The organism is Stenotrophomonas sepilia, assembly GCF_003244875.1.
Classification (GTDB): Bacteria; Pseudomonadota; Gammaproteobacteria; order Xanthomonadales; family Xanthomonadaceae; genus Stenotrophomonas; species Stenotrophomonas sepilia.
Window position 1 is genome coordinate 1 of the sequence record NZ_LXXZ01000071.1, and the last position, 11896, is coordinate 11896.

Below are 11896 nucleotides of genomic sequence, written 5' to 3' on the forward strand. Positions count from 1 at the left end.
GGCGGGGTATCCGCGCCATGGATGGCGCGGCTAAACCTCCAGGGACGGATTCACGGCGTCCCCGCCAGCCCCATCCGCCCGGCCCACTCCCGGGAATCCAGGCTTTCGACGACCCAACACCCCACCACGGAGGGGCTCCGCCGTTGGCCGGCCCGGCCGAAGGCCCGCCGTCCGCGCGATACAATGCCCACCATGAACACCCCACAGGATTCCAGCCTCGGTCGCGAGGTCAGTTACCCGTCGCAGTACGACCCCGGCCTGCTGTTTCCCATCCCGCGCAGCGGCGCCCGCGCCGAGATCGGCCTCGATGACGCAGCGCTGCCGTTCGTCGGCCACGACCGCTGGCACGCCTTCGAGCTGAGCTGGCTCGATCCGCGCGGCAAGCCGCAGGCGGCCGTCGCCACCGTGCTGGTGCCGTGCACCTCGCCGCAGTTGATCGAATCGAAGTCGTTCAAGCTGTACCTCAACTCCCTCAACAGCACCCGCATCGACAGCGCCGAGGCGCTGCGCGCGCGCATCGTGGCGGATCTGTCGGCCTGCGCTGGTGCGCCGGTCCAGGTCGAGTTCGGCCTGCCGGAGCTGCGAGAGACGCCGCTCGGCGAATCCATCGACGGGCTGGACGTGGAGATCGACTGCTACGGCCCGCCGCAGGCCGACTTCCTCGCCGCCGATGCGGGCGAGGTGGTGGAGGAGACCCTGGTCTCGGCGCTGCTGAAGTCCAACTGCCCGGTCACCGGCCAGCCGGACTGGGCCACGGTCAGCTTGCGTTACCGCGGGCCGAAGATCGATCGCGCGGGCCTGCTGCGCTATCTGGTCAGCTACCGCGAGCATGCGGAGTTCCACGAGCAGTGCGTTGAGCGGATCTTCAGCGAGGTGTCCGCGCGCTGCCGGCCGCACTGGCTCGAGGTTGAGGCCCGCTACACACGCCGTGGTGGCCTGGACATCAACCCTTGGCGTGCCAGCCCCGGCATCGCCGCCCCGGCTGCGACCTACCGCGAGCTGCGGCAGTAACCGCCGCAGTCGGATACCCGTTGTGCCGGGCCATGCCCGGCGAGCGCCGGCCAGCGGCCGGCACTACCATGGTTCGCAGGCGGTTACGGGTAGTGCCGGCCGCTGGCCGGCAATCGGCCAAGGCCGGATCCCGTGGCACAGCCGGCCAGCGGACGGCACTACCGGGCGTCCATTCCCCCGATTGTTCAGCCGCCCCGGGGGCGGCTTCACATCTGCACCATCCCCATTTAACAACCGCCATGGCACCGTGCCAATCACGTAGTCATGCAGACGGGAGTTGTGGATGAGTACCGAGAAGAAAGCCGATTTCTCCGGCGTCAGCAGCAGCGTCGACAGTACCGCCGAACAGGCACCGAAGGCGGACTTCTCCGGCGTCAGCGCTTCGGTGGACAGCACCGCAGACGTTGTCAGCGGCGGCACCTATACCGTGCAGAAGGGTGACTCGCTGTCGAAGATCGCCAAGCAGCATCTGGGCGACGCCAATGCCTGGAAGAAGATCTTCGAAGCCAACCGCGATGTGCTTGATGACCCGGACAAGATCTTCCCGGGCCAGACCCTGAAACTGCCGCCGAAGTAAGCCGGCCAGAGTGCCGTCCAACAATCCCTGGGAGGAACCCCGAATGATCAAGACCACCCCGCTCCAGACCGCCCTGATCGCCGCCCTGCTGGGCAGCGTCGCCCTGGTCGGTTGCAAGAAGAAAGAAGAGTCGACCGACAACAATGCCGCTCCGGCAGCGACTGCTCCGGCCGAACCGGCAGCACCGGCCCCGATGACCGGCGCGCCGCCGCCGATGGCCGAAGCCGCTGCTGTCAGCGTCTCGTCGGTCACGGTCGGCAAGACCGCAGCCGCCGACAAGTCGGTTGCGACGACGGCTTTGTTCGCGCCGAAGGACGACATCATCGTCTCGGTCAAGACCGACGGTGCTGCCAACAACGTCGCCGTTGGCGCGAAGCTGACCTACCAGGACGGCCAGGTGGCCGGCGAACAGAATGCCACGCTGAACACCAGCGGTGCGGAAACCACCAACGTCACCTTCAAGAATGCAAAGGGCTGGCCGGCCGGCAAGTACCGCGCCGAAGTCACCGTCGATGGCAAGGCGGCCGGAACGCCGCAGGAGTTCGAGGTCAAGTAAGTCCAGCCGACTCTCTCCCGGCAGGGCTCACGATGGACGCAGCCGCGAGGCTGCGTCCTTTTTTGTTGGGCGATGGTTGGCTTCATCCAGGCGTCGATGGATCACAGCGTTGCCGGCATCCAGTACCGCCGCGTATGGCGTGGCTTTGCCCCGCGCGACTGAAAACGCGACAATGCAGGGGTTTCCCCGCCGCGCGCCCACCCTGACGGCGACGGGGGAAAGCGTGGGGCCCCGCCTCGCGCGCGACACGGTTGCACGTGGCCCGGCGCTGGCGCCGGCCTTCCCCTGAGCATTGCTACAGAGTCCAAGTCCCCCATGTCCAAGATCCTCTACACGCTGACCGACGAAGCACCGTTCCTGGCCACCCAGTCGCTGCTGCCGATCGTTGACGCCTACACCGCCACGGCCGGCATCGTGGTGGAAACCCGTGACATCTCGCTGTCCGGCCGCATCCTGTCGCAGTTCCCGGAACTGCTGTCCGACGCGCAGAAGGTCAGCGACGACCTGGCCGAGCTGGGCCAGCTGGCGACCACCCCGGACGCCAACATCATCAAGCTGCCGAACATTTCCGCCTCGGTGCCGCAGCTGAAGGCGGCCATCAAGGAACTGCAGGACCAGGGCTACCCGCTGCCGGATTACCCGGAAACCCCGGCCGACGACCAGCAGCGCGACTACAAGGCGCGCTACGACAAGGTCAAGGGCAGCGCGGTGAACCCGGTGCTGCGCGAAGGCAACTCCGACCGCCGTGCACCGCTGTCGGTGAAGAACTACGCGCGCAAGCACCCGCACCGCATGGGCGCCTGGTCGGCCGATTCGAAGTCGCACGTCGCGCACATGGCCGCCGGCGATTTCTACGGCAGCGAGAAGTCGGCCACCCTGGCCAACGCCGGTTCGCTGAAGATCACCTTCCACGGCAAGGACGGCAGCGCCGTCGTGCTGAAGGAAAAGACCGCGGTCAAGGCCGGCGAGATCGTCGACGCCGCCGTGATGAGCCGCAAGGCACTGGCCGCGTTCCTCGGTGAGCAGATCGCCGATGCCAAGGCCCAGGGCGTGCTGTTCTCGCTGCACCTGAAGGCGACCATGATGAAGGTCTCCGACCCGATCATGTTCGGCGTGGCGGTCAATGAGTTCTACAAGGACGTGCTGGCCAAGCACGCCGACGTACTCAAGCAGGCCGGTTTCGACGCCAACAACGGCATCGGTGACCTGGCTGCGCGCCTGCCGTCGCTGCCGGAAGCCACCCGTGCTGCGATCGAAGCCGACCTGGCTGCCGAGTACGCACAGCGCCCGGGCGTGGCCATGGTCAACTCGGACAAGGGCATCACCAACCTGCACGTGCCGAGCGACGTCATCGTCGACGCCTCGATGCCGGCGATGATCCGCGACTCCGGCAAGATGTGGAACGCCGAAGGCAAGCTGCAGGACACCAAGGCCGTCATTCCGGACCGCTGCTACGCCGGCGTGTACCAGGCCGTCATCGACGACTGCAAGGCGCACGGCGCCTTCGACCCGGCCACCATGGGTTCGGTGCCCAACGTCGGCCTGATGGCACAGAAGGCCGAGGAGTACGGCTCGCACGACAAGACCTTCCAGATCGCTGCCGATGGCGTGGTCAAGGTCACCGACGATGCCGGCACCGTGGTGTTCGAGCACGCCGTGGAAGCCGGTGACATCTGGCGCATGTGCCAGACCAAGGACGCGCCGATCCAGGACTGGGTCAAGCTGGCCGTCGAGCGTGCCCGCCTGAGCAGCACCCCGGCCGTGTTCTGGCTGGATGCCGCCCGCGCCCACGACGCGCAGGTCATCGCCAAGGTCGAGCAGTATCTGAAGGACCACGACACCAACGGCCTGGACATCCGCATCCTGCCGCCGGTGGAAGCGACCGCGTTCTCGCTGGACCGCATCCGCAAGGGCGAGGACACCATCTCGGTGACCGGCAACGTGCTGCGCGACTACCTGACCGACCTGTTCCCGATCATGGAGCTGGGCACCAGCGCCAAGATGCTGTCGATCGTGCCGCTGATGGCCGGTGGTGGCCTGTTCGAGACCGGCGCCGGTGGTTCGGCCCCGAAGCACGTGCAGCAGTTCGTCGAAGAGGACTACCTGCGCTGGGATTCGCTGGGTGAGTTCCTGGCCCTGGCCGCGTCGCTGGAACACCTGGGCAACCGCTATGACAACGCCGCCGCCCGCGTGCTGGCCAAGGCGCTGGACGAAGCCAACGGCCAGTTCCTGGACAACGACAAGTCGCCGTCGCGCAAGCTCGGCGGCATCGACAACCGTGGCAGCCACTTCTACATCGCGTTGTACTGGGCGCAGGCCCTGGCCGCGCAGGACGAGGATGCTGCACTGAAGGCACGCTTCGCCCCGCTGGCCAAGGCGCTGACCGACAACGAGCAGAAGATCGTCGACGAGCTGATCGCGGTGCAGGGCAAGGCCGTGGACATCGGTGGCTACTACCGCCCGGACCTGGCCAAGGCCAGCAAGGCAATGCGCCCGAGCGCGACCTTCAACGCCGCGCTGGAGCAGCTGCGCGGCTGATCCTGCGCCGTTCGCCTGCTGCAACATGGAAACCCGCGCTTCGGCGCGGGTTTTCTTTTTCCGGGGCCGTGGGGGGTCAGATCCCTTTTGCGCGCAAAAGGGATCTGACCCCAGGCGATGAAACCGTGACATCCGTCAGCTGTCGGACTGCCGTCAACGGGGCATGAAACTTGCCCGCGATGGCTGTCGCAGAACCGACAGAAGGGGGCGTGCAACCGCCTTCAATCTGAGTAGTCGATCACGACGGTCTTCGTCGGCTATATCCTAGCCTTGGCGACGCGAGACCACCGGGGAGGTGGTCGCCCGGGGACACGGATGGCACGCGTGCTGGTAGTGGGAACCGATATCCAGGGCGAGCAGGCCCTGCTGCAACGGCTGCGCCTGGCGTCGGCACTGCCGGACGGCCAGGTCCGCCGCAGCCGGGACCTGGACGATTGCGACCTGCTGGTCATCCGCGATACCCCGGCACTGCGCAACGCGGCCCAGCGCATGCGCCAGCAGCGACCGCGCCTGCAATGCTGGATCGAGGACAACGGCGGCCAACTGCGCGACGGCGACGGACACCAGGATGTTCTCGACGACGGTGCCATCGGCCGCGCGCTGCGTCGCATGCAGTTGGCACCGGAGCCCCTGGCCATGCCCGCACCCGCGCTGATACGTCTGGCCGATGGCGCACACGCCATTACCCGCCTGCTGCGCGAGCGGTTGCCGCTGCGCCATGGCCAGGCACTGTTGAGTGATGCGGGCGAGCCTTTGCTGCTGATGGATCTGGAGCACGACCAGGCCGTGCTGTTGCAGGAACCCGCGAGCGCGCTGGTGGAGCGCCTGGCCGATGCTTTCGAACGCCTGCAGCTGGATGCACTGACGCCAATGCGCCTGCAGGCGCTGGCTGGTGAGCGAACACGCCAGCCGCTGCGGCCGCTGTTGTGGCAATGGGCGCAACGCAGCCGCCACTGGCAGGCACTGGACGAACGCCTGCGCGGCGCTTCGGTGAAGCTGCTGCGCTGGCCGGATTTCCGCGTACTGGGACACGACCACGATGGATTCCGCCTTTGCTCGTTGCTGCTCAAGCGCGCGTGCACGGTTGAAGAATGCGCGATGCTGCTTGAGCTGCCGGCGGCGGCCGTTCGCGATTTCATCCACGCGGCCTACCTGTGTGGCTACGCGCAGCTGCAGGCCGCCCCGGCGACGCCGATGATGGCGACCGGTGGCACCCGCACCGACAACGGACTGCTTGCCCGCCTGTGGCGGCACTTGCGCGGGAGTGAGCGCAATGCGTGAGCACAAGGTGGTGGTGCTGGGCGGCATGGGCAGCGGCAAGTCGACGCTGGTGCGCAGCATCGCGGCCGGCGCGGTAGTCGACACCGATGTGGCCAACAGTGATCGCCTCGGTGCCGGCAAGGCCTCCACCACCGTCGCGCTGGACTATGCAGACATCGACCTGCCCAACGGAGAACGCCTGCGTCTGTACGGAACGCCCGGCCAGCAGCGTTTCGATTTCCTGTGGCCGATCCTGCTGCAGGGTGCACGGGGCGCGGTGCTGCTGCTGGACGCACGGCGCGCCGGCATTGCCAGCGAGCTGCAGGACTACCTGCAGGTGCTGCAGCCGTTCGCATCATCCCTGGCACTGGTCGTGGCCGTCAGCCACCTGGACCAGGCACCACAGGCGGCGCTGGATGACTGGGCCACGCACGCCTGCCTTGACGACCAGCCACTGCCGTTGCTGGCCGTCGATGCCCGTGACCGCGAACAGGGACTGCTGCTGATGGATGTACTGATGAGCGAAATGGAAGCGCACGCACTGGTGGCTGCGCATGGGTGACGGGCAGATGGCGGTACTGCCCGACGCGGGCCAGCGTGAGCGCCTGCAGCCGCTGCTGCAGGACCTGCAGCAGCGGGTGGAAGGCGTGCGCACGGTGGTGCTGGCCAGCGTCGATGGCTTTGCCCTGGTCAGCGCCGGTGCCGACGGGCGCGGCGAACGGCTGGCGGCGATGACCAGCGCGATGCTGGCGTTGGCCGCAGCGGTGGGGCGCGAACTGGTGCTGGGCGATCTGCAGACGCTGATGCTGGAAGCGATGGGCGGGAAGGTGCTGATGCTGGCGATCCAGGCCGAAGGGCGTGCGCCGCTGCTGCTGATGGCGGCCTGCGACCAGCGCAGCGTGATCGGGCAGGTGCTGTGGCAGAGCAGGGAATGTGGCCAGGCGATCCTGGCCGAACTCGGCGGATCGTGAGCCCGGCCGCAGGGGAACGAGGGGCTCGAACCAACATCGACAAGGGGTGCGACGTGGCTGGATTGAATGAATCGTTGAACGCACTGATGGGCATCGACGGCGCGCAGGCAGTGGCGCTGGTCGACTACGAAAGCGGCATGCTGCTGGGCGAAGCCGGTGCCGGCATGGACATGGAAGTGGCCGCCGCCGGCAACACCGAAGTGATCCGGGCCAAGATGAAGACCGCTGCCTCGTTGAACCTCAATGACAGCATCGAGGATATCCTGATCTCGCTGGGCAAGGCGTACCACATCATGCGACCGGTCGCGAAGAAGAAGGGCCTGTTCTTCTACATCGTGCTGGACCGGACCAAGTCCAACCTTGCACTGGCCCGACGCAAGGTGCAGGACGTAGAGGCCGAACTGGCGATCTGAGCCGGTAGTGCCGGCCGCTGGCCGGCGTCTGCATCGATCCATCGACGGTCCAGGTGCTGCCGGCCAGCGGCCGGCACTACCTTCGCACTCGACGCCATTGCACACGCCAGCGTATGGTGAAGCCGGTCCTCCCGGCTGAGTCCTGCATGTCCGAGCCTGATATCGATGCCGAGCTGGCGTCGCGCATCGCTGGTGCCATCCACGCTGGCTTCGAGCAGTACCACGCCCGCTTTGCGGCGATCACCGCCCGCGCGCGGCAGCGTTTCGAGCAGCGCGACTGGGCGGGCGCACGCCGGGATGCAGTCGAGCGCATCGCGTTGTACGACCTGTGCATTGCCGAACAGATGGATGCACTGCGGCGCCTTGCCGGCGAAGCGATCGGGGAGCGCGCACTGTGGCTGCAGGTGCATGCACGCTACAGCGAATTGCTGCGGGGGCTGATCGACGCCGAACTGTACAAGACGTTCTACAACACCCTGTCGCGGCGCTTGTTCTCCACCCGTGGCGTGGATCCGGCGCTGGAGTTCATCGCCTTTGACGTCGAGCCGTCCGATGCGATCACCCATCCGGTCGCGCGGCATACCTACGCGGTTTCACCGACGCGGCCGGTGGAGGCCCTGCAGCGCGTGTTGGCCGATTACCGCTTCGACATTCCGTATGCGCACCAGTTGCGCTGCGCGGCGGCCATCGCCGTGCGCCTGCAGGATGATCTGGCCCACTGGGGCGATACGCCGGTGCGCAGCATCGAGCTGCTGGACACCGTGTTCTATCGCGAGCGCCGTGCCTACCTGGTGGGCCGCGTGTTCGGCGAGCACCGCTTCTCACCCTGCGTGATCGCGCTGGTCAACGATGAGCGTGGCTTGCGTGCCGACGCGGTGCTCACCCGGCGCCGCGACGTCGCCCACCTGTTCGGCGTGTCGCGCAGTTATTTCCAGGCCGACCTCGCCACGGTGGGCGATGCGGTGGTGTTCCTGCGCAGCCTGCTGCCAAGCAAGCCCATCGATGAGATCTACACCGTTCTGGGCCGTGCCAAGCAGGGCAAGACCGAGCGCTACCGGACCTTCTTCCGCCACTTCAACGAGCATCCGCAGGAGCGGCTGGTGCCCGCCGAAGGCACACCTGGCATGGTCATGGCAGTGTTCACCCTGCCCAGCTATCCGCTGGTGTTCAAGCTGATCCGCGACCGCTTCGCGTGGCCCAAGGCGATGTCGCGGCAGCAGGTGGAAGAGAAGTACGCGCTGGTGTTCAACCTCGACCGCGTCGGCCGCCTGCTAGATGCGCAGCCGTATCGCCACCTGCGCTTCCCGCGCGACCGCTTCGCACCGGCCTTGCTGGAGGAGCTGCTGCAGCAATGCGCGCAGACCGTGCGGGTCGATGGCGACCATGTGGAAGTCGCACTTTGCTACGTACAGCGTCGCTTCCGTCCATTGAACCTGTACCTGCGCGAGCAGGGGGGCGAGGCGGTGCGCGCAGCGGTACTCGACTACGCGCAGGCGATCACCGACATGGCGCGCAACAACATCTTCCCCGGCGACATGCTGCCGAAGAACTTCGGCGTATCGCGGCATGGCCGGGCCGTGTTCTACGACTACGACGAGCTGTGCCTGGTCAGCGACTGCGTGTTCCGCGCCTGGCCGCAGCCGCGTACGCCGGAGGAAGCCATGGCCGATGAACCCTGGTTCCATGTCGGTCCACGCGACGTGTTTCCCGAGCGCTTCGGCCCGTTCATGGGCCTGCCCGCCAGCGAACTGGCGGCGGTGAGGGAGCACTACCGGCACCTGTTCGATCCGGCGTGGTGGCAGGACCTGCAGGCGCGCTTCGCCGAGGGGAACTATCCGGATACGCCGCCCTACGCGGCGGCCCATCGCCTGGCCTGAACGGCGTGGCGTGAAGCACGTGCCGGTCCGGTCAGGACTGCGGTACGCTCGGTGCTCACTTCATCACCACGGATCCGGCAATGATGCGTTCCCCCCTGTTCCTTGCCCTGGCCCTGGCGTTCTCCGCCGGTGCCCCCCTGCTGCCAGCCGAGGCCGTCGCCCAGAACGCGCGCGCCGTGCGTGCCACCGCCGAGATGAGCATGGCGCTGTCGGGCAGTATCGACGTGGCGGCCGATGGTTCGGTCAGCGCGCTGGTCCTGGACCAGCAGGCGATGCTCGCACCGGGTATCGCCTCATTCGTGGAGGGCACCATCCGTGGCTGGCAGTTCGAGCCGACGCTGCGCGATGGCAAGCCGGTGGCGGTCCACGCACCACTGCGGGTGCGCCTGCGTGGCAAGCAGCAGGAGGACGGCAGCTACCAAGTCAGCATGACCAGTGTCGACTTCAGTGAGTATGACCCGAAGGCTACCGATTCGGTGACCCGGAAGAGCATGCCGCCACCGCGCTACCCCGAGGATGTCTTCCGCAGTGGTGGGCAGGGTGATGTGCTGCTGCTGGTCAAGGTAGCCCGCGATGGGACCGTGGCCGACGTCATTGCCGAACAGGTGAACATGACCGTGGTCGCGCCGGAGCGGACCCTGGCCAAGATGCGTGACCTGCTCGCCAAGGCCAGCATCAGCGGCGCGCGCAAGTGGACCTTCATCCCGCCGACCACCGGCGAGAACAGCACGCGCGACTTCTGGACCGTGCGCGTGCCGGTGAACTTCGCCCTGAACAGCGACACCGGCAGCAACGGCAATGCCCAGCCGGAGCGCTATGGCCGCTGGCGTGCCTACATCCCCGGCCCGCGCCAGGCCGCACCGTGGCGCAGGCCGGATGCCGTCGAACAGGCGGGCAGTGATCTGCTGCCGGCCGGGGGCGTGTACATGGTCGATGGCACCCAGCGCGGCCTGCGCCTGCTGACACCGTTGGCGCAGCGCTGAGCCCGGCGCGGTGAAGCGGTCGGCCAGGCCGGCCGCTTTTCAGTCCGCGTACGGGTAGACCACCACCCGGTTGCGGCCCTGTTCCTTGGCCATGTACAGGGCCTTGTCGGCCAGCCGCAGCGCCTGCTCGGCATCGACATGGAAGCTGGGGAAGTGGGCCACGCCCAGTGACACGGTGATGGTGCCGACCGGCTCGAACGGGTGATCGGCGATGTGCTGGCGCAGGCGCTCGCCAGCTTGGCGCGCCGAGTCGGTGCTGATGCCCGGCAACAGCAGCAGGAATTCCTCGCCGCCGGCGCGGCAGAGGATGTCGCTGTCGCGCGAGTAGCGGCGCATCTGGTCGGCGATATGGACGATGGCGGCGTCACCGACGTCATGGCCGTGGCTGTCGTTGATCGATTTGAAGCGATCGATGTCCAGCGCCAGGATCGCGAACGGAATGCCCTGCACCTGCAGCGCATCCAGCGCCTGCTGCAGGCCGCGGCGATTGAGCAGGCCGGTCAGCGGATCGGTACGGTTGGCGCGGCTGAGCGTGCCGATGCGGTCCTGCAGCGCGTTGAAGCTGTGCAGCACCGCCTGCTTGAGCTGGGCCACCTCGAAGTACCAGGCGCGGATGCCGCTGACGTGGCTGATCGCGTTGCCGGTGTCCTCGCCACCCTGCACGTTTCGCGCCAGCTGCCACAGCGGCATCGAGATGCGACGGGCGAACCACCAGGTGACCAGCAGTGACAGCAGGCCGAGCGGGATCGCATTCCAGATCACCGCGGTCATCAACCGTGACAATGGCTGCAGCGTGGCCTCGGTCGGCCGCTGGGCGATGATGCCCCAGCCGGTGGCCGGCACCGGTGCATAGCCAGCCAGCATCGATACGCCCAGGTTGTTGCGGACCTGCTGCGCACCGCGTTCACCGCGCACGACTGCCTTCACCGCCGGGTTGCCGACCACGTAGTCGCCGACCCGCTTGCCATCGGCGTGGTACAGCAGGCGGCCATTGCGGTCCACCACGTACAGGTACGAGCCGTCGCGGTAGTAGTGCTTGCCCAGCAGCGTGTGCAGCGCACTGCGCTGGCGCAGGTAGAGGGTGCCGCTGACGTAGCCGCGATAGCGGCCCTGGCGATCGAAGATCGGGTGCGACAGCGAGACCAGCAGCTTGCCGGTGGTCGACTGGTAGGGATCGCTGATCATCGGCTGGCGCGCGGCCAGTGCGGCGTTGTTGCCGGCGCTGTGCAGGATCTCGCCCTGCAGCTGCAGGGTCTGCGGCGAGGTGGCGATCACCAGGCCGTCGGCGTCGACCACCAGCGAGGAGTTGAAGCTGTTGGTCTGCAGCTGCAGCCGGCTGGCTTCATCCTGGGCCTGTGCCGGATCGAGATCATTCTGGCCGAGCCGGGTGGCGGCGTAGGCCAGCTCCTGCTGCGCGGCCAGCAGGAAGTTCTGGGTGGTCTCGGCCAGCTTGGTGGCATAGACGCGGTTGGCCTCCAGCGTGTTGCCGACCAGCTGGTCGCGCTGCACGCGGTAACTGGCCAGCAGGGTATTGGCCAGGGCAATGATGGCGCTGAGCAGGGCCAGGGCGAGGATCAGCTTGCCCAGGTTGAGGCGGGGGGACAGCGTTCGCATGCGTCGACGGATCCGGCAGGAGGCTGGACCCGACCGGTTCTCCGGAAGGGGCGACAGCGGGAATCGGTGGCCACGCCCTTGGGGCCGGGCAGGGTA

11 protein-coding genes are annotated in these 11896 nt (G+C 67.4%); 10 read left to right on the top strand and 1 reads right to left on the bottom strand.

Going from position 1 to position 11896, the window contains the following annotated elements:
- Positions 1-192 precede the first annotated feature (192 nt).
- The 10 genes from queF to A7X97_RS14585 all read left to right on the top strand — a co-directional run bounded on the left by queF (position 193) and on the right by A7X97_RS14585 (position 10186).
- Entirely contained in the window at positions 193-1011 is an 819-nt protein-coding gene (queF, locus tag A7X97_RS14540) for an NADPH-dependent 7-cyano-7-deazaguanine reductase QueF (RefSeq protein ID WP_072169183.1), read from the top strand.
- A 283-nt stretch (positions 1012-1294) separates the two neighbouring features.
- Complete coding sequence (locus A7X97_RS14545) at positions 1295-1588, top strand: LysM peptidoglycan-binding domain-containing protein (protein WP_049410686.1); 294 nt, start codon at positions 1295-1297, stop codon at positions 1586-1588.
- 43 nt (positions 1589-1631) lie between these two features.
- Entirely contained in the window at positions 1632-2144 is a 513-nt protein-coding gene (locus A7X97_RS14550) for a hypothetical protein (RefSeq protein ID WP_072169182.1), read from the top strand.
- A gap of 315 nt (positions 2145-2459) precedes the next feature.
- Positions 2460-4682: an NADP-dependent isocitrate dehydrogenase gene (locus A7X97_RS14555; RefSeq protein ID WP_072169181.1), complete on the top strand. Its 2223-nt coding sequence runs from the start codon at positions 2460-2462 to the stop codon at positions 4680-4682.
- Between the two features lie 315 nt (positions 4683-4997).
- Positions 4998-5963: a hypothetical protein gene (locus A7X97_RS14560; protein ID WP_088497440.1), complete on the top strand. Its 966-nt coding sequence runs from the start codon at positions 4998-5000 to the stop codon at positions 5961-5963.
- A complete protein-coding gene (locus A7X97_RS14565) occupies positions 5956-6504 on the top strand; it encodes a GTP-binding protein (RefSeq protein ID WP_111008092.1) in 549 nt (182 codons plus the stop codon). The genes A7X97_RS14560 and A7X97_RS14565 overlap by 8 nt, the downstream gene beginning before the upstream one ends.
- On the top strand, positions 6497-6913 hold the full coding sequence (locus A7X97_RS14570; RefSeq protein WP_061478181.1) for a roadblock/LC7 domain-containing protein: 417 nt from the start codon (positions 6497-6499) through the stop codon (positions 6911-6913). The genes A7X97_RS14565 and A7X97_RS14570 overlap by 8 nt, the downstream gene beginning before the upstream one ends.
- 53 nt (positions 6914-6966) lie before the next feature.
- On the top strand, positions 6967-7326 hold the full coding sequence (locus A7X97_RS14575) for a hypothetical protein (protein WP_005419760.1): 360 nt from the start codon (positions 6967-6969) through the stop codon (positions 7324-7326).
- A gap of 146 nt (positions 7327-7472) precedes the next feature.
- A complete protein-coding gene (gene aceK / locus A7X97_RS14580) occupies positions 7473-9203 on the top strand; it encodes a bifunctional isocitrate dehydrogenase kinase/phosphatase (protein WP_072169178.1) in 1731 nt (576 codons plus the stop codon).
- A gap of 80 nt (positions 9204-9283) precedes the next feature.
- Positions 9284-10186, top strand: a complete 903-nt coding sequence (locus A7X97_RS14585) for an energy transducer TonB (protein ID WP_072169177.1) — start codon at positions 9284-9286, stop codon at positions 10184-10186.
- 39 nt (positions 10187-10225) lie between these two features.
- On the opposite strand, the gene A7X97_RS14590 is transcribed toward A7X97_RS14585, so the two are convergent.
- Entirely contained in the window at positions 10226-11800 is a 1575-nt protein-coding gene (locus A7X97_RS14590) for a sensor domain-containing diguanylate cyclase (RefSeq protein ID WP_005419756.1), read from the bottom strand.
- Positions 11801-11896: the final 96 nt, after the last annotated feature.

Bases quoted from the DNA above. Each gene is read 5' to 3' on its own strand.
- queF (WP_072169183.1), top strand. From the start codon at position 193: ATGAACACCCCACAGGATTCCAGCCTCGGTCGCGAGGTCAGTTACCCG.
- A7X97_RS14545 (WP_049410686.1), top strand. From the start codon at position 1,295: ATGAGTACCGAGAAGAAAGCCGATTTCTCCGGCGTCAGCAGCAGCGTC.
- A7X97_RS14550 (WP_072169182.1), top strand. From the start codon at position 1,632: ATGATCAAGACCACCCCGCTCCAGACCGCCCTGATCGCCGCCCTGCTG.
- A7X97_RS14555 (WP_072169181.1), top strand. From the start codon at position 2,460: ATGTCCAAGATCCTCTACACGCTGACCGACGAAGCACCGTTCCTGGCC.
- A7X97_RS14560 (WP_088497440.1), top strand. From the start codon at position 4,998: ATGGCACGCGTGCTGGTAGTGGGAACCGATATCCAGGGCGAGCAGGCC.
- A7X97_RS14565 (WP_111008092.1), top strand. From the start codon at position 5,956: ATGCGTGAGCACAAGGTGGTGGTGCTGGGCGGCATGGGCAGCGGCAAG.
- A7X97_RS14570 (WP_061478181.1), top strand. From the start codon at position 6,497: ATGGGTGACGGGCAGATGGCGGTACTGCCCGACGCGGGCCAGCGTGAG.
- aceK (WP_072169178.1), top strand. From the start codon at position 7,473: ATGTCCGAGCCTGATATCGATGCCGAGCTGGCGTCGCGCATCGCTGGT.
- A7X97_RS14585 (WP_072169177.1), top strand. From the start codon at position 9,284: ATGATGCGTTCCCCCCTGTTCCTTGCCCTGGCCCTGGCGTTCTCCGCC.
- A7X97_RS14590 (WP_005419756.1), bottom strand. From the start codon at position 11,800: ATGCGAACGCTGTCCCCCCGCCTCAACCTGGGCAAGCTGATCCTCGCC.